Origin of the sequence: Sporolactobacillus shoreae (genome assembly GCF_004684935.1) — a bacterium.
Lineage (GTDB): Bacteria > Bacillota > Bacilli > Bacillales > Sporolactobacillaceae > Sporolactobacillus > Sporolactobacillus shoreae.
This window is the reverse complement of record NZ_SRJD01000001.1, coordinates 252,695-271,034: the sequence shown is the minus strand read 5'-3', so window position 1 is coordinate 271,034 and position 18,340 is coordinate 252,695. Positions and strand designations below refer to the sequence as shown.

General features: G+C 45.6%; 14 protein-coding genes and 1 pseudogene. All 15 read right to left on the bottom strand.

Annotated elements, in window-relative coordinates:
• Positions 1-56 precede the first annotated feature (56 nt).
• Positions 57-950, bottom strand: coding sequence for a helix-turn-helix domain-containing protein (locus E4665_RS01290; protein WP_135346985.1), 894 nt, complete (start codon positions 948-950; stop codon positions 57-59).
• Between the two features lie 18 nt (positions 951-968).
• Positions 969-1,751 carry a DUF3388 domain-containing protein gene (locus tag E4665_RS01285; protein ID WP_241654582.1) on the bottom strand — a complete coding sequence of 261 codons (783 nt, stop codon included), beginning with the start codon at positions 1,749-1,751 and terminating at the stop codon, positions 969-971.
• A 287-nt stretch (positions 1,752-2,038) separates the two neighbouring features.
• Complete coding sequence (gene ymfI / locus E4665_RS01280) at positions 2,039-2,767, bottom strand: elongation factor P 5-aminopentanone reductase (protein WP_135346983.1); 729 nt, start codon at positions 2,765-2,767, stop codon at positions 2,039-2,041.
• Positions 2,768-2,827: 60 nt separating this feature from the next.
• Positions 2,828-5,140, bottom strand: coding sequence for a DNA translocase FtsK (locus E4665_RS01275; protein ID WP_135346982.1), 2,313 nt, complete (start codon positions 5,138-5,140; stop codon positions 2,828-2,830).
• 220 nt (positions 5,141-5,360) lie between these two features.
• Positions 5,361-7,028, bottom strand: a complete 1,668-nt coding sequence (locus E4665_RS01270) for a ribonuclease J (RefSeq protein WP_135346981.1) — start codon at positions 7,026-7,028, stop codon at positions 5,361-5,363.
• 148 nt (positions 7,029-7,176) lie between these two features.
• Positions 7,177-7,737, bottom strand: a pseudogene (locus tag E4665_RS01265) (pyroglutamyl-peptidase I); the annotation flags it as partial.
• A gap of 150 nt (positions 7,738-7,887) precedes the next feature.
• Positions 7,888-8,796 carry a 4-hydroxy-tetrahydrodipicolinate synthase gene (gene dapA / locus E4665_RS01260; RefSeq protein ID WP_135346979.1) on the bottom strand — a complete coding sequence of 303 codons (909 nt, stop codon included), beginning with the start codon at positions 8,794-8,796 and terminating at the stop codon, positions 7,888-7,890.
• A gap of 5 nt (positions 8,797-8,801) precedes the next feature.
• On the bottom strand, positions 8,802-10,049 hold the full coding sequence (gene dapG / locus E4665_RS01255; protein WP_135346978.1) for an aspartate kinase: 1,248 nt from the start codon (positions 10,047-10,049) through the stop codon (positions 8,802-8,804).
• A gap of 54 nt (positions 10,050-10,103) precedes the next feature.
• Positions 10,104-11,171: an aspartate-semialdehyde dehydrogenase gene (gene asd / locus E4665_RS01250; RefSeq protein ID WP_135346977.1), complete on the bottom strand. Its 1,068-nt coding sequence runs from the start codon at positions 11,169-11,171 to the stop codon at positions 10,104-10,106.
• 150 nt (positions 11,172-11,321) lie between these two features.
• Positions 11,322-11,912, bottom strand: coding sequence for a dipicolinate synthase subunit B (locus E4665_RS01245; RefSeq protein WP_135346976.1), 591 nt, complete (start codon positions 11,910-11,912; stop codon positions 11,322-11,324).
• A gap of 1 nt (position 11,913) precedes the next feature.
• Entirely contained in the window at positions 11,914-12,804 is an 891-nt protein-coding gene (dpaA, locus tag E4665_RS01240) for a dipicolinic acid synthetase subunit A (protein ID WP_135346975.1), read from the bottom strand.
• Positions 12,805-13,042: 238 nt separating this feature from the next.
• Entirely contained in the window at positions 13,043-14,278 is a 1,236-nt protein-coding gene (locus tag E4665_RS01235) for a M16 family metallopeptidase (protein WP_135346974.1), read from the bottom strand.
• 341 nt (positions 14,279-14,619) lie between these two features.
• Entirely contained in the window at positions 14,620-16,749 is a 2,130-nt protein-coding gene (gene pnp, locus E4665_RS01230; protein WP_135346973.1) for a polyribonucleotide nucleotidyltransferase, read from the bottom strand.
• 201 nt (positions 16,750-16,950) lie between these two features.
• The gene (gene rpsO, locus E4665_RS01225; protein ID WP_135346972.1) at positions 16,951-17,220 is read right to left on the bottom strand and encodes a 30S ribosomal protein S15; all 270 of its coding nucleotides are present in this window, start codon (positions 17,218-17,220) and stop codon (positions 16,951-16,953) included.
• 167 nt (positions 17,221-17,387) lie between these two features.
• Complete coding sequence (locus E4665_RS01220; RefSeq protein WP_135346971.1) at positions 17,388-18,338, bottom strand: bifunctional riboflavin kinase/FAD synthetase; 951 nt, start codon at positions 18,336-18,338, stop codon at positions 17,388-17,390.
• Positions 18,339-18,340: the final 2 nt, after the last annotated feature.

The window sequence follows — 18,340 nt, the reverse complement described above, 5'->3', positions numbered from 1 at the left end:
TTCCGCAAGAAAAAATGGAGCCGCCACAACTGGCTGGCCCCATCTTCAGACATCTATTACTTACTGAAATTGATAACGATGTTTTGTGTGGTGCTCGTACTTGGAAAACTAAATGGCTGTCCATTGATCATCAATGAGGTATTGGGCACACTTCCGAATCTCAATGAAAGAGACTGGACATTCGACGCATCAAATTGATAGGATTTCTTACCGGCATTCGAAACCGTCCCCTGCTGAATCTGCGCATTCGTTTTCGCATCTTTAGCCATAAACCAAGCCGGAAGCCCAGTTTTAGTCGAAACAGTGATCGTAAACTTCGTTGTGCCGGTCAACGTGTAAGTAGAAGTCGTTCCCTGGGTTTGATTCAGCTTCAGCACTTGCTGTCCGGAAGAAGAACTTGCTGAACTTGTACTGGACGAACTTGAGTTGGACGAACTGTCGGAACTCGAAGCGCTGCTTCCTTTAAAAGAAACGGATGATCCCGTCCCCTGCGTCTTTGTCCCGGTCTGATTTCCCTGATGGCTCATAATACCGGTAATCAGTATGTAAATGAGCATCAGGACAATCAGGATAAAAACAATAGTAATTGCCCTATTGATAAATGACGACCATCTTTTTGACCCGGATCTGTTTCTTCTGACGGTCCTTCTCACCGGTGCCTCATCACCTGTTCCGCCAGACGGTATTGCTCGCCTATCAGGGACGTCACGATGTACCCCTGGCATTTCAGAGGAAAACTGCTGCGTTAACGTCCCAAATTCCAACCCGACCGCTTCAGCATAGCTTTTAATAAAAGCGCGGGTATAAAAATCACCGGGGAGCTGTTTGAAATCGCCTTCCTCAATTGCCTTGAGATAGCGCTTTTGAATCTTAGTTTCTTCCTGCAAATCGTCCAGTGAGAGTCCCTTCTCCTCACGGGCTTCCCTCAAAGTTTGACCAAGTTCACTCACTAAAAACACCTGCCATTATTAATTAAGATCAGACCATTGCTTATCCGGCGACTGGATTTCATTTTCAAATGGGATGTGTTCATTCCGTTGATTTCGAAGCTCAAGAATATAATTAAAATCATCCAGTGAACATCCAGCCATTCCAACGAAATTGTCCGGATGTTCAACAACTATCGACAGCTGATGTCGCATCAGCTCCCGGATCAAATCCCAATGGGCTTCTGATCCTCTCAATCGGGAGACTGAGCCATCAATCACAAAAACATTTTCCGGTGATCGCTCATCTTTGGAAAGACGGGTACGGATTGTCTGACTGAGCAGGGTTGAAGAGATGAAAATCCACCGCTTATTTGCGGAAACACTTGCGGCAATAATTGACTCGGATTTGCCTACACGAGGCATCCCTCTGATCCCAATCAGGGGATGGGAAGGCATTTTAAATAACTCTGCCATAAAGTCAACGAGCAAACCTATTTCATTTCTAACAAACAGAAATGTTTTCTTGTCTCCTAAGTCCCTTTCAAGGTAACGGCCGTGACGCACGGCAAGCCTGTCACCCAAAGTAGGAATACGTGCTTTCGTCAGGTGAATGGTCTCCATAGTGCGGACTGCCGCCAGAAAACGTCTAATTTGCGCTTCATCCCGCACCAGAACGAGTAACCCTCTCCGCTCATGGTCGACGCCATTGATGGTAAGAATGTCAATGCCCAGCATTCCCAGCAAAGATGATACTTCACCGAGCAATCCCGGCCTGTTCTTATGTATTTCGTATTCCAGATACCATTCTTTGCCGTCTGCCACGAATTTTCTCCTTTTGGATACATGGCCACTAAACATATTCCAGAAACGCTCTCAGAAAATCCACATGGATCCAAATTTCAAGCGTATCACCTGGCTTCGCCCTATCAAAATCCCTTGATACCGACTGTCAAATTGAGTCGAAAGTCGGACACCTTCTTTAACTTATATTATCATAATTTAACCTTTTTAACGATAATGTTCTTAAAGAAAACTTTCAAGTGAAATCCCTTTTATTATAACCTTTATCTGCCTGATATTCATATCAGAAAGAGCATATTTTCTGGTGATCAGCAGAACCATGCACCATTTGCAGATATAATCTGACCACTGATGTAATCGGCCTCCTGGCTCATAAGAAAGCGGATCAGAGAAGCGATCTCTTCAGGGCGTGCAAATCGTCCCATTGGAATCTCTTCCTTCACCAGTTCTGCATCTTCTCTGCTGAATTCATCCATCATGGGTGTATCTACCGCCCCCGGGGCAACGGCGTTCACTGTAATACCGCTCGGAGCGACTTCTTTGGCAAGCGCTTTGACAAATGTATTCTGACCGCCCTTAACCATTGAATAAAGCACTTCCGTGGACGCTCCAGTCAGTCCCCAAATAGACGAAACAAAAATGATCTTTCCTTTTTTCATACGAATCATCGGCTGAATCAATTTTTGAATAAGCCGGAAAGGACTCGTCAGCTGAAGTTGAACAAATTCCTGTACTGTTGTTTCCGAAACATCCTGAAAAAGCCCGACCTGACTTTTTCCGCAATTATAGACGACTTCCTCAACAGAGCCTGTTAAGCTTCCAAGCAATTTTTCAGTCCCATCCTTCTGTGCAAGATCCGCCTGAACACAGGTAAAGGTCTGCTTCGGATATAAATCGGAAAGCTCGTCGGACAAATCACCCGCTTTCTTTTTTCCTGTATTGTAGTGAAGGTATAAGGAATATCCGACTTCAGCCAATTTTCTGGCTGTAGCCTGTCCAATCGCTCCACTGGCGCCCGTAATCAGTGCGTTTTTCAAGCGACACCATCCTGACCTGTAAATTCATTTTAAGGAAGAAATAGTTGTACTTTAATAATTTCAACGTGTGCTCGCTTCGTCACTTTGCTTTGGCACAAGCACAGCACGTGGTTTGCTGCCTTCATAGGGCCCGACAATATGGCGTTCTTCCATGGCATCAATCAGCCGGGCCGCACGCGTGTAACCGACACGGAAACGGCGCTGCAGCATTGAAACACTTGCTGTCTGCATGCTGACCACAAGCTGAACAGCATCATCAAACAGCTCGTCATCCACTTTTTCCTGACTTTCTTCGGACGGAGTGTCCGGAATCATATCCTTCCGGTAGCTCGCTTTCTGCTGACCAATGACATATCTGACAACATTCTCCACTTCTTCATCCGACAAGAAGGCACCCTGGATCCTGACCGGCTTGGAAGCTCCGATCGGCAAGAAGAGCATGTCCCCTTTTCCGAGGAGTTTCTCAGCTCCTCCAGAATCAAGTATCGTGCGTGAATCCATCATCGAAGAAACGCTAAAGGCGATCCGTGATGGAATATTTGCTTTAATCACGCCCGTGATAATATCCACTGATGGACGCTGCGTCGCAATAATGAGATGAATCCCTGCCGCCCTTGCCATCTGTGCAAGTCTTGTAACTGTCTCTTCCACATCTTTTGACGCAACCATCATCAAATCCGCAAGTTCATCGATAATAACGACAATGTAAGGCATCAATAACTGCTTCTCTTCATGATCTGCGTTAAATTTTCGGACCATTTCATTGTAGCCCTCCAGATTGCGTGTTCCGCTCTCTGAAAAAAGTTCATATCTTCTTTCCATTTCACCGACCACATTTTTCAATCCCTGTGCTGCCTTTGCAGGGTCTGTGACTACCGGCGTCAGAAGATGTGGTATGCCATTATATACGTTAAGCTCGACCATTTTCGGATCGATCATAAATAGCTTGACTTCGCTTGGTTTTGTCCGCATCAGAAGAGTGATAATAATACTGTTAATGCAGACACTCTTTCCACTTCCTGTTGCTCCCGCAACAAGCAAGTGGGGCATTTTGTTCAGATCAGACAGAATGGGTTCACCGGAAATGTCACGCCCCAGCCCGACTGTCAGCTTTGATCCTCCCTTTTGAGCATTCTTAGACTCAAGGACTTCACGCAGGCCGACCATCGCCACTTCCCGGTTAGGGACTTCAACACCAACTGCCGATTTTCCTGGTATCGGTGCTTCGATCCGGATATCTTTTGCTGCAAGAGCCAGAGCGAGATCGTCACTGAGGCTCAGAATCCGACTCACCTTTACACCTGCCTCCGGATAAACTTCATACCGGGTCACGGCGGGTCCTAAATGTACTTCACGAACTGCGGCGCGCACACCGAAACTCTCAAAGGTTCTCTCAAGAGTCCGAACATTTTCAGCAATGTGTTTCCGTTCATTATTTTGAGCATTTTTCCTTGGATGATTGAGTAAATCAAGCGGTGGAAGCTGATAATCTTCATTTTCCACAGACGTGTGCATAAAATTAGGTGACTCGTTTTCCTCCCCTTCAGGGATTTTCTTGTTTTCTTCCTGAATTTGCGGTTCATATTGCCTGGTATCAGGTTGTGCCGCCTGACGCTCATTAAAATCATGAATTTCAGGTTCCTGAAAATTAAACTCCTCCTGATGGGTTTCGTCAACAACGGGGGCTTTGATTTCCCGTCCCTTTTCATGTTTGTTTTTAACCGTTGATTTTTTTGAAAAAAATTTATGGATGGCATCTCTCCCGTTTTGAATGCCAGCACGGATGTTTCTGAATATACCGCCGAAAAGCTTTTTCCCAATATCCCTTAATGAATGCCCGGTGATAAGGATTAAAGCCACGATCATCAGAAATGCAGTCATAAAAAGAGTCCCTATTGTAGAAAACAAATAATGAAAAAAAGCGAATCCTATTGCGCCGATCATACCGCCGCCCAGCCCGTTGCTTGCCACAGTCCCTGTTAGTTCGCCGCGGTACAGCAAAAAAGTATTGAATATGACTGAACGATTCTGCCACTGATTCAATTTAGAAAGTGTCTCAAACAGGCGGACATGGCTAATCAGCATCAGCGCAAAAGACATCAGGTAAAAACCGGTGAGTCTTCTGGTAAAGAAAACAGGCTGTCTCCGGAACAGTATATAATAAACGGACAGAGAAAGAGAAAAAAGCAAAAGAATAATCCACCAGTCTCCCGCAAAAAAACGGCAGGTTTCCTTGAGTACCTCACCCGCCACACCGAGACTGCTCATCCCGATACAGGTCAGTGAAAACATGCTAAGTCCACCGACTTCGTAGATCAGTGTTTCTTTCCATCCCTTTTTGGACCGCGTTCGTTTCTGCTTCCTGTTTGCCATGCCCACACCCCTGAAATAATAAAATCAATCATAGCAACTTGATATGCATTAATGATTAATAAATTAGTGATAAAATTTCATACACGAACATTGTTTCTGTTTTTAATTTACTCTAAATAACCCGTTTTCGCAAAGACCTGGAAGATAAAAAGAAAAGAGAATAAGACATTATTCTTGCTCTCTTAATGAAAAAATCAAGCCTTTTCAGGCTCGATTTTTTTTAAAATTCCATGATAATTGGCAATATCATTGGACGGCGTTTGGTTTGATCAAAAAAGTAACGGCTGAGCGCATCACGAATTCCGCTTTTAAGCGATGACCACTCGGAAACATGCTGTGTCAGTGCTTTGGACAGCACCTCTGAGACAATCTGGTTCGCCTGATCGAGCAAGTCCTCAGATTCCCTGACATAGACAAATCCCCGGGTAATGATTTCCGGTCCGGCAAGAATCCGCTTTGTTTTTCTTCCCAGTGTCACAACAACAATTACAGTTCCATCCTGCGAGAGAAGACGTCGGTCCCGAAGTACAATGTTGCCTACATCACCCACACCAAGCCCGTCGACAAGCAGCTGGCCTGCGGGGACTGAATCAGACTGCCTGGCTTCCCCGTTCGTAATTTCGACAACATCACCCCTGTCGAGAAGAAAGACTCGGCTCGCAGGAATACCCATTGATTCGGCAATTTCCTGGTGCGCCTTCATCATCTTAAATTCTCCGTTAATCGGGATCAGATATTTTGGCTTTGTGAGCTGAAGCATTAATTTAATATCTTCAGCTGATCCGTGGCCGGAAACATGCACCGATTTGCCGAATATAACCTGGGCACCTTCGCTCATCAGCTGATCAATTGCATTGGTAACAGTTTTCTCATTGCTCGGGGTCAGTGAAGCTGCATAGATAATCAGATCATTTTCCCTGAGCTTGATCCCCTTATGCAAATGATTAGCCATACCTGTCAGTGGGGTGAGCGGATCACCGTCGGGACCACTTGTTAAAACAGCCAGCTTTTCACCGGGATACTTCAGTTCTTTTTCCCATGGCAGAAAGATGCCTTCAGGCACTTTGAGAATTCCATTTCCGACAGCAACCGATATCATATCACTCAGGAATTTTCCTTCAATCACGACCTTGCGCCCGTGAAATGCGCAGGCATCCACAAATTGCTGGATACGGTAGAGATTGGTCGCGTGGATAGCAACGATCACTCGTCCAGACGCTGAATACAGAATGTGATTAAACTGGTCGCCAATCACAGAATCAGAAGGCGCTTTCCCGGGAATTTCAGCGTGTTTGCTGTCAGAGAGAAGACAAAGCACCCCTTCATCCCCTAATTCAGCAATCTTGCTTACTTCAGTCCTGATACCGCCAACGGGAGTAAAATCAAACTTATAATCACCTGTATGAACGATATTTCCCTGCGGGGTATGAATGGCGATCCCGATCGCATCCGGGACACTGTGATAGGTCCGGAAAAATGAAAACCGGTTTTGTCCAATTTTCACATCCCGATCTGGATCAATGACCACGAACTGATCTTTAGGATAACTTTCCCCAGCGTCCTTTAGGCCTTCCTGAACGAGAGAAAGTGTCAATCCAGTCCCGTAAACAGGAACATTTAATTCTTTCAGCAGATAGGGCAATCCGCCGATATTCGCAAGATGGCCGTGCGTCAGCAGAATTGCCCGGATTTTATCACGTTTTTCCACTAAGTAAGAGATATCCGGGATTACTGTATCAACACCAAGCATATCTTCATGCGGATGCATCAATCCTGCGTCAATAATATAAATGTCATGACTCGTTTCAATGACCGTCAGATTATTTCCAATTTCGCCAACGCCGCCCATTGCGTAAATTCTAATGCCATTTTGCTTCGAATGTGTCAATGGGCATTCCTCCTATTAAGTTGAACAGTCATCGCTTTTGACCCGAACTAATCATTGCTTTTATTATAACCAAACCTCTGAACAAAGTACAATCTTTCATCGAAAACCTGAACATGTAAATCAAATTTTAACTTTGAAAAACTCATCTTTAGATGTTTTTCTTTTTATTGACGTAACGAACTGAGACTAGGGCCGCCTCTTTTATTGCATCCGTGATCTTCTCTAAATCAACGCCTTTTTGAAGAGCGTCAGTGATCAGTTCCGGAATCAGAGGAACATGGATAAATCCTCCTGAGATGGATCCGCCGTAATCTTCCAGTTCGTGCATCAGACGATAAAAAACATTGTTGCACACAAAAGTACCTGCTGTGTTTGACAAAACGGCAGGAGTACCAGTTTCTTTAATGGCATTGATTATTTCACGGACAGGCAATGTTGAGAAGTATGCGGCAGGTCCGCCGTTAATGATCGAAGCATCCGATAGTACAGACCTTTCATTGTCAGGTGTGGAAGAGTCGATGAGGTTGATGGCCACTCGCTCAATGGTTATTTGTTCGCGTTTATCGGCAAGCCCGACACCGATTACGACATCCGGCCGAATCACATGCATTGCCGAAATGAGCCGATCGGCGGCCTGCTCATAAACGACCGGAAGCCTAGTCGAAAACAATGTCACGCCATCGCCAGTATGTAGTCCGTCCAAACGTCTGACCGCTTCCCACTAAGGGTTCAGGCGGTATTTGCCGAACGGTGTGAAACCGCTGAGTAATACCCGCATGTTCAACTTCCTTTCACAAGGAGAATAATAAAAGGGTGAATAAGAATTTTCCTCCTTACTCACCCCTGATTTTAATTAACTTTACTTTGCTAGGCGTTTTGCCGATACTTCATTTTTATCAGTGGACGCCTTATATACTTGCCATAGTTTTGCAAATTCCTGATCCGTAAGTTCCACCATAGGCAGGCGGACAGAGCCAACAGGAATTTCCAGTTTATTAAGCATCGCTTTGACCGGTGACGGGCTTGGAGCAGCAAAAAGTTCACGCATAAGTGGGAGTATCGTGCGGTGTTCCACCGCCGCCAATTGAACATTACCTCTCAGAAAATCATTAATCATATTTTTTAACTCGAAGCCAATGATATGTGATGCTACTGAGATGACACCCTGACCGCCAATTGACAGAATAGGGAGTGTCAATCCGTCGTCCCCACTGTACAAGTGAAAATCGTCCCCTGTCCCGCTGATGATCGCAGCCATCTGATCAAGGTTGCCGCTCGCCTCTTTCACCGCAACAATATTGTCAATTTTTGACAATCGAATTGTCGTTTCCGCCTCGATATTCACCTTTGAGCGGCTTGGAATATTATAAATAACAACAGGGACATCAACATTTTCCGCGATTGCTTTATAGTGCTGGTAGATGCCTTCCTGATTAGGTTTATTGTAAAAAGGTGCAACAGCCATTATCGCATCGACACCAAGTTTTGCAGCTTTCTGAGAAAAACGAACCGACTGCCGCGTATTGTTTCCACCGGTACCGACAATGACCTTTATCCTGCCCGCGGCAATTTTTACGATATGTTCGAAAAGTGTCAGCTTTTCCTCTTCGGTAAGCGTGGGGGACTCGCCGGTTGTTCCAGCGACAACGACGCCATCTGAACCGGTTTTTATCAGATGTTCTAGCAGGCCCGTGGCTCTGTCTAGGCTCAATTCTCCATTTTCATCAAAGGGTGTGACTATCGCAGTCAGCATTCTCCCAAAATCCATTTCTCTCACTCCTGTTTTGGATGTTCCAAATCCGCTTCGCTGTTCTCACTCTCCAGATGAAAAGCATGATGAAGCGTGTTGACAGCACTTTCCATTTTTTCCTGCTTCACAAGAACCCAGATTGTATTATGGGAATCGGCTGATTGTAGGATACGAATACCCTGATCCGTCAGCGCGTTAACGATTCGGGAAGCGACACCCGGTAAGCCGGCCATCCCGGCTCCTACCGCTGACACTTTAGCACAGCCCATCAGGACTTCCGGATCGTAGCCCAGAGACTTCAGGGAACGTACGGCGCGCTCCGTCGCCTTGGAAGCAACTGTGTAGACGACTCCGCTTGGGCTAATATTAATCAGATCCACGCTGATACCCTGTTCCGCCATGGCTTTGAACACTTTTGCCTGCAGATCAAATTCATCTTTCCCGGCACGGACACGGATCTGAGTCACACCTTTAAGGTAAGTAATTCCGGTGACAGGCTGTTCCTGAATATCTCTGCCCCGCCCGGTCTGATTCATGGTCGTTACTAGCGTGCCCAGATCATCAGAAAGCGTAGAGCGTATGTGGATCGGAATCTTTGCTGTCATGGCGATTTCCACGGCACGCGGATGAATCACCTTGGCACCCTGATAAGCCAGATTGCAGACTTCACTGTAAGTCAGGACTGAGAGTTGCCGCGCGTCGCTAACAATTCTCGGGTCAGCCGTCATAACACCATTCACATCAGTAAAAATATCGATCCAATCCGCGTCAACTGCAGCCCCGAGAGCAGCGGCAGATGTGTCACTCCCTCCACGCCCAAGAGTAGTGATTTCTCCATCCTTGGTCTGCCCCTGAAAACCAGCGACAACTACTGCGTCAAGTTCCTCAAGTCTCTTCAATAATGGGTTAACTTTCATTTCAATAATTTTTGCTTCATTAAATGAATGGTTCGTCCGGAAACCTGCCTGGGCTCCCGTCATCGCTTCTGACCGAATGCCTGAAGCTTTGAGCAGGCTGGAGAAGACAACCATCGAAATGGTTTCTCCACAGGACATAAGAATATCCCGTTCACGTGAAGAACTGTCGGATTCTTTAGTGAGTCCAAGTAAAGTATCTGTTGCATAAGGATCACCTGAGCGGCCCATTGCTGAGACGACGACAATGACTTTATAGCCATCGTTCACCGCGCGAACCACATGATCGACTGCGTGTTTTCTCATTTCATCAGTTTGTACAGAAGTTCCGCCAAATTTTTGCACAATGATCTTCAAATCATTTTCATCCTTTCAAGGCCGGAGTCTGGAGACGTGCGAACCCTGATAAATTCATGCCCTGTCAAACTTAACAAGCCCCAGTTTCAGAAGGCGTTCCGCAATCTGAACCGAATTCCATGCGGCTCCCTTTAATAAATTATCAGATACAACCCAAAGATGGAAGCCGTTTTCGATATCCGGATCACGCCGGATACGGCCGACAAAAACTTCTTTCTTACCCGCTGCGTCAGCCGGCATCGGATAAATTTGTTGAGCCGGATCATCCTGAAGAACAACACCCGGCGCATCTGACAGAATATTTTTGATTTCTGAAGCATCAACACCGCTTTTTTCAATCTCGATATAAACGGTCTCACCATGGCTAATTTCGACCGGAACTCGGACGCAGGTTGCGGATACTTTCAACGTCTGATCGTCCATGATCTTTTTTGTTTCATTAATCATTTTCATTTCTTCAAAGGTGAAATCATTCGGCTGAAATAAATCGATCTGAGGAATGCAGTTAAAAGCCATCTGATAATGCTTTTTATCACCTTTTACAGGCAGAATTTCCGGTTCGGGCACTCTTCCTTCCAGCACGGCCTTAGATTCATTTTCAAGCTCCAGCATTGCTTTCGCTCCGGCACCGGAAACCGCCTGATAAGTTGAAACGATAACCCTCTTCAGTCCGTACGCTTTACGGATCGGTTCAAGTGCCGCAACCATCTGGATTGTTGAGCAATTCGGATTCGCGATTATGCCGTGGTGCTGAAACAGCGCCTTTTCGTTCACTTCAGGAACGACAAGCGGTACATCTTTATCCATTCTGAACGCGCTCGTATTATCAACCACAATGGCACCTCTTGCAGCCGCTTCCGGAGCCAGTTGCTTGGATACAGACCCTCCCGCACTGAAAAGGGCAATATCAATGCCTGTAAAAGAATCGGGATTTGCTTCTTCAATAACCCACTCTTTTCCGCCAAACAGTACCTTTTTGCCAGCTGAACGTTTTGACGCCAGCGGAAGAAAGGATTTGACTGGAAGAGGTGATCCCTCGAGCATTTTCAGCATTCTTGTTCCAACGGCACCTGTTACACCAACGACCGCTACATTTAATCCTTCTGTCTTAAGCAAAACCATCTCTCCTCAATGTTCCCGTCATTTTTTCTATTATTATATAATCAATGAAAGTCGAATGAAAGGGAGAATACGGTTGAGCCACTTTCTTCACCCTGATTACTTTATTTATTTTAACATATTCAGCCCGGGAGGAAAGATCATTCATGTGGTTTACTTTGTTTTGTCAACAAGAATCGGCTGAATTTGGTTTCCTAGAATAGCAGATTCCACGGTTTCGAGAAGAAGATCCATCTTGCCGACCAGTGAATTAGGTTTATGAACCGGATCATCCTGTCCGAATGGGATAAAATAAATGTTTTTGGCGACAATCAATTTTGCGATATTCTGCAGATTCAGGCTGAGCCCGTCATTCGTCGAGATGCCAAGAACGACAGGGCTACCGTTTCTCAGGGTCGCTTTAGCAGCCATCAGTACAGGGCTGTCAGTCTGCGCGTTTGCGAATTTGCTCATAGAATTTCCCGTAAGCGGTGCGATGACCATGCAGTCAAGCGGCGTTTTCGGCCCGAATGGTTCCGCATCAACAATCGAATCAATCACTGGATTTCCCGTAATTTCTTCGACTTTGCCCACCCAGTCCCTTCCATTTCCAAAGCGGGTATCGGTGCTTTTTACTGTATATGTGACAAATGCCGTCACTCGGCAGCCGGCCTTTACAAGTTTTTCAACCTCCGGAACAACCTGGCTGTAAGTGCAATGCGACCCTGTAATGCCAAATCCGATATGCTTTCCTTTAAGCGTCACCTTAATTCTCCTCCTTGAACTTTTCCAGCAGCAGTTCCGCCATCACGTTCGCGATAATCCGTCCAGCAGATTTCGGAGCGACAAGCCCTGGAAGACCTGGTGTAATAACCGCTTTGATTCCACGCTTTTTTGCATAGCGAAAATCCGTACCACCGGGCAGGGATGCAACATCAATAATGAAGCTGCCTGATGGCATACGTGACAGGACTTTGCTCGTCAGAACCATTGCCGGAATCGTATTAATGCAAATATCTGTGTCATGAACTTCATCCGCCAGGTCTTTGATATAAAATGCGTCCACACCCATTTCTGTCGCTCTTGCCAAGTGATCAGATCCTCTGTCGCCGACTTTGACATGTGCGCCTAGAGCATGGAAAGCCCGCGCCATGCTCATACCTGTTCTCCCCAGACCTAGAACAATAACATGAGAATGATGAATCGTGATATCCGTGTTCTGAATCACCATCATAATTGTTCCTTCAACTGTCGGTATCGAATTATAGATCGATACATCATCACGTTCGAATAATTTGACAACTTCGCGGTCCGCGTCACGAGAGACTTTATCCAGATAAGCCGTTGAAATCCCCGAATAAATGGTACAGTGTTCCGGGGTTTTTTCAAGCCAGTCTTTCGTCAGTCTGACCGATTCATTTGAAAAAGTTGTTTCAACATTTCCATCATTGTCTGTCGCGCTCACCGGAAGAATGAGGCTGTCAACGTCCCCAGCATCCAATTCATCCATTCTTGCTTTGACGGCTCCATTAAAATCTCTATTCAGCTGATCGAAACCGACAAGCGAAAGACGGGCATCAAGGCTGATCAATTTATCAATCACTTCTATCTGCCGCGCGTCCCCTCCCAAGATCACAATATGCCTGTTTGTCAGCATAGTGGCTTTCCCTCCGTGTGGCTAACAATCTTCCAAAAATATAGCCTTATTTTCTTTAACACTTTATGTTATGACAAACGCCCTTCAGTGTGAAAATCATTGGGTGAAAAGTATACCTGATGCTGCAAGAGGACAAACGAATACCTTTGAGGAGTGTGCAGAAGCTAACCAATGGGGACGCAAAAAGGCCCAGGATTCTATCCCCAGGCTTTTCTCTAGTTTATCACTAATCTAAAATTCAAATGGCCGCCGGAAGATCTCCCGTCGGACTGACAACAGAACATGAATAAGGCTTCTCAAAGATTTTCTCAGCTACATCAACCACATCGTTCAGCGTGACGCCATCAATCTTTTCGATTATTTCATCAATCGGCCGGTCTCGGCCAAGGATTAGCTCATTTTTCGCATTTCGGCTCATCCGGCTGTTGGTACTCTCAAGGCTGAAGATCATATTCCCCTTTATCTGAGCTTTGCTGCTCTCCAATTCTTCCTTCGTGAGACCTTCTCTGATCATCTTATGGATCGTCTCGAGGATCGTCTTGCCAAGTTCCCCTATTTTATTGGCAGCAGTTCCCCCATAAATCGTCAGAAGGCCACTGTCTTTAAAAGATGTATGAAATGAAAAAATAGAATAAGCGAGCCCCCGTTCTTCGCGCACTTCCTGAAACAGCCGGCTGCTCATGCCTCCGCCCAAAGCATTATCCATCACCATCAAGGGAACGGTATCCTCATTACCGCTCGATACACCTTCAAAACCAAAGCAGATATGTGCCTGTTCTGTATCCTTCCTGCGGGCAATTTTCCCTGGATTGAATGAAGGGGCGGGCTGGCGTTCTTCCGTTTCCGGAACATGGTACGTGGAGAAAATCGAATCGACCTCATCAATAAAACGCTCATCAATATTCCCGGCAATCGAAATAACAATATTGTCAGGTGTATAGTGTGTGTGCATATGGGTTCTCAGATCTTCAGGACTGAAATCAGCCAGCGTCTTTTTTGTCCCAAGGATTGGATAGCCAAGCGGATGATGTGCAAAGCTTGTAGCGCTCAGCAAATCATGAACAAGATCATCCGGTGTATCTTCATACATCTTTATTTCTTCACCAATCACCTGTTTTTCCTTTTCAAGATCAGAGATGTCAAATCGTGAATGGAAAAACATATCCGCCAGAACATTCAGAGCATAAGAGACATCGCGATCCATAACTTTGGCGTAGTAACAGGTGCATTCCTTGGAAGTAAAAGCATTGACTTGACCGCCGATCTTGTCAAATGCTTCAGCTATTTGCCGCGCTGTCCTGTTTTCCGTTCCCTTGAAGAGCATGTGTTCAATAAAGTGCGATATTCCGTTATTCGATTCAGTTTCATATCTGGAACCCGTACCCACCCAGATGCCGAGGCTTACTGAGCGAACATACGGTATTTTTTCAAGTAAAATTCTGACGCCATTTGATGACACATGTTTTATAACCACAAATGAATCCTCCTGTTTATCTGGCAAACCATAAAGCTATTATTAAATTACACTATACTATAGCACGTTAAAGTATACTAGACAAATAGATTTCCGCACAAAAAAAATTAATTCCGGTCGCTGATCATGGCCCGGTGGTTGGAAACAGAATGAAGGCTATAAAGATAACTTGGCGCAGGATGAATCTTGGTTGTGACGGTCATGGATGGCTTGATGCCGAACAAACCACAGGACGTGGCGTTCTGTTCAGTATTCAGACTTTATTCCTTGAGATATTTCACTTTCTTAAAGTACAAAAAAACCGGCTCATCGCCGGCTCCCTGTCTTAATTTATAAAACGTTTACTGAACCCCTGTCTCTCTTTTTTCATTAGGTTCGGCAAACAACGCTTTTCTGGATAATTTGATTCTTCCCTGATGATCAATATCGATGACTTTGACGCGTATTTCGTCTCCGATCTTGACCACATCTTCCACATTTTCTACACGTTTTGTATCGAGTTCAGATATATGAACTAGACCATCCGTGTGACCAAACAAACCTACAAAAGCGCCGAACTTCTCAATTCGTTTCACTTTACCGGTATAAATCTCACCGATTTTTACTTCCCGCGCCAGATCTTCAATCATTTGCCCAGCCTGTTTTCCTTTATTCTCGTCAACTGAGAAAATCATGATTGAACCGTCTTGCTGGATATCAATTTTGACTCCTGTTTCATCAATAATCTTATTAATTACTTTCCCATTTGATCCGATAACGTCGCGTATTTTGGACGGGTTGATCGACATTCTGATAATTTTCGGGGCGAAGGCTGAGAGATGATGACGTGGTTCGGGAATCGCGTCAAGCAGCGTTTCCATGATCTTCATTCTTCCGGCTCTCGCCTGTTTAAGCGCTCGGGAAAGAATTTCCCGTGTGACTCCGGAAATTTTTATATCCATTTGGAGTGCCGTAACACCCTTTTTTGTTCCGGCACATTTAAAATCCATATCCCCAAGTGAATCTTCCATTCCCTGTATATCTGTCAGAACAACCACATCATCATCATGTTTTACAAGCCCCATGGCGATTCCGGCAACCGGGTCTTTTATCGGTACGCCTGCATCCATGAGCGCCAAGGTGCTCCCGCAAATGCTGGCCTGTGAGGATGAGCCATTTGACTCCAGTACTTCAGAAACACAGCGTATCATATATGGAAATTCTTTCACAGATGGAATGACAGGAAAAAGTGCCCTCTCGCCAAGCGCCCCATGGCCAATTTCACGCCTGCCGGGTGATTTTGACGGTCTCGCTTCACCGGTGCTGAAACCAGGAAAATTGTAATGGTGTATAAAATGTTTTGATTCCTCTGATGTAAATTCGTCCATCGTCTGCACTTCACTCAATGGCGCCAGTGTGCAGACACTGAGTGCCTGAGTCTGCCCCCGTGTAAATAAGCCTGATCCATGTGCCCTCGGAAGCAAGCCGGTGCGTGCTGACAGTGGGCGAATTTCATCTATTGCCCGGCCATCAGGACGGAGATGTTCGACAACGATCATCCGTCTGACTTCTTCTTTTAAAACATTATGTAATACTTCATTGATGATCTCCAGATCAACCGGATTCTCTTTGTTTTTGTTTTCTTCTTCAAAAGCAGTGATCACCGATTGATTAACCTCATTGATTGCCGCATCGCGCGCCTGCTTCTCTTCGGTGCGCATCGCCTCGTTCAGTTTTTCGGCTGAGAGCGCGCGAATACGTTCTTCCAGTTCATCACTCGCTTTAAAAAGAACGGCATTCATTTTCTCTTTGCCTGTTTCTTCAATAATCTGCTCCTCGAAAGCAACCAGCTTCTTTATCTGCTCATGCGCGAACATAATGGCATCAAGCATCTCTTCCTCGGGAATCTGATCCGCGCCTGCTTCTACCATATTAATGGCTTCTTTTGTACCGGCAACCGTCAGATGCAGGTCACTCTGTTGCGTCTGTTCAACGGTCGGATTCACGACAAATTCCCCATCGATCCTGCCAATGATCACTCCGGCGATCGGTCCCTCAAAGGGTACATCAGAAATGGACAGTGCAATGGATGAACCAAGCATGGCAGCCATTTGCGCGCTGCTATCAAAGTCGAGGCTTAATACCATATTAGCAATTTGAACCTCATTTCTGAATCCTTCCGGGAACAGGGGGCGGATCGGCCGGTCAATCATTCGGGCGGAAAGTGTCGCTTTGTCGCTCGGTCTGCCCTCTCTCTTGATAAATCCTCCGGGAATCCTTCCAACAGCATAGGAGCGCTCCTCATAATTCACGGTCAGAGGAAAAAACGAACCTTCTTTGGGTCCTTTGGACGCCGTGACTGTCGAAAGCACCGTCGTGTCGCCGTAATAGACTAATGCTGCTCCATTTGCCTGCTTCGCGACTTCTCCTATTTCAACTCGCAGAGGACGCCCTGCCCAAACGAGTTTGTATACTTGCTTTTGCTGAACCATATTCGTGTCACACCTCTTCCCGGTTTCCACTGTAGAACTTCCATGCCCTTATCCATGAATTTTTCTAAAAAGGTGCCTTAAAGCGCGGGCTGAGCCTGAATTGCGCTCATACTGGAATCCATAAATTTGTATACTTACAGTGCCAGTGTAAAAAAATCAGGCTAATAAAAAAGCGGGAATGCTCCCGCTTTTCCATCGCTCTTATCGACGTAGACCCAATTTATTGATCAACTCACGATATCGGGTAACGTCTTTACCCCGAAGATAGGTCAATAAATTACGACGTTTACCAACCATTTTCAAAAGTCCACGGCGTGAATGATGATCCTTCTTGTGAACTTTCAGGTGTTCGTTTAACGCATTGATCTGTTCAGTCAGCACAGCAATCTGAACTTCCGGTGAACCGGTATCGTTCTCATGTGTCTGATATTCCTGAATCAGCTGAGTTTTATGCTCTTTTGTCAAAGCCATCAGCTTTCACCTCCCTTTCTCGAATCCCCGCAAGCGCAGCTGCCGCCGGTGGAGCAGACAGCCGGGCATGGGTTCTTGCACATCATAACGGAATTCCGCTAATCGTACTCAATCATTTTACACGTTATCATGATGCAATTCAAGGCATTCCGCACTTTCAGGACAAACTATTCTTTTAATGTCTCAAAATAAACAGCAGTATCTCTTTTATCTGTTTCCATCTGCGCGATCAGTTCATCCGCACCGGAAAATTTGATTTCACCGCGGAGTCTTTTATACCAGTCAACGGAGACACTTTGACCATATAGATCACCCGAAAAATTCAGCACAAAAACTTCAACAGTTGTTTTTGCATCTTTCCGCTGATAAAACGTCGGCCTCGTGCCGATACTACAGACTCCGTCCATCATCTTTCCTCCGACAGTTATACGGACAGCATAAATTCCATTCGAAGGCATGACATACGGATGTTCCGTTTCCACATTCGCCGTTGGGAAGCCCAACGTCCGCCCTCTCTGATCGCCATGCCCGACCGTACCGGTAATCCGGTATGGCCGTCCGAGAAGCACAGCAGCATCATCCATAGCGCCTTCCGTAATCAACCTTCGAATATGAGTCGTGCTCACCTTTTCACCAAACCGTTCAACTTTAGGGACTGTTGTATAACTGAACATACTGCGCGAAAACTGATCTATATTATCCATATTTCCTTCCGCCATCCTGCCAAATGTAAAATCATATCCGGCTACTACATGTTTGGCATGAAACTTAATCAGATAGTGATCAACAAAGTCCTGAGGTGAAAGGCGACTGAGCTGGAGATCAAAATGGACAAATATTAACAGATCAACGCCCAGTTTTTCAATCAATTCCGCCTTCTGTTCAAGCGGCGTCAAAAAATCTTCACGTGCCTTTGACGGACTGAGCACAACAGACGGATGCGGGTAGAACGTCATTACGGCTGATACAAGCCCTTTCTCTCTCGCAACTTCAACTGCTTTCTGAATCACCTGGCGATGTCCCAGATGCATCCCATCAAAATAGCCAAGAGCGATAACTTTTTCGTCGTTGTCATTTTCCCCAATAAAAGGCTGCTTATCTAAAAAAATCTTTTCCAACG

Excerpts from the sequence above, each read along its gene's own strand:
- E4665_RS01275 (WP_135346982.1), bottom strand. The coding sequence starts at position 5,140 with ATGGCAAACAGGAAGCAGAAACGAACGCGGTCCAAAAAGGGATGGAAA.
- dapA (WP_135346979.1), bottom strand. The coding sequence starts at position 8,796 with ATGGATTTTGGGAGAATGCTGACTGCGATAGTCACACCCTTTGATGAA.
- asd (WP_135346977.1), bottom strand. The coding sequence starts at position 11,171 with ATGGTTTTGCTTAAGACAGAAGGATTAAATGTAGCGGTCGTTGGTGTA.
- dpaA (WP_135346975.1), bottom strand. The coding sequence starts at position 12,804 with ATGCTGACAAACAGGCATATTGTGATCTTGGGAGGGGACGCGCGGCAG.
- pnp (WP_135346973.1), bottom strand. The coding sequence starts at position 16,749 with ATGGTTCAGCAAAAGCAAGTATACAAACTCGTTTGGGCAGGGCGTCCT.
- rpsO (WP_135346972.1), bottom strand. The coding sequence starts at position 17,220 with ATGGCTTTGACAAAAGAGCATAAAACTCAGCTGATTCAGGAATATCAG.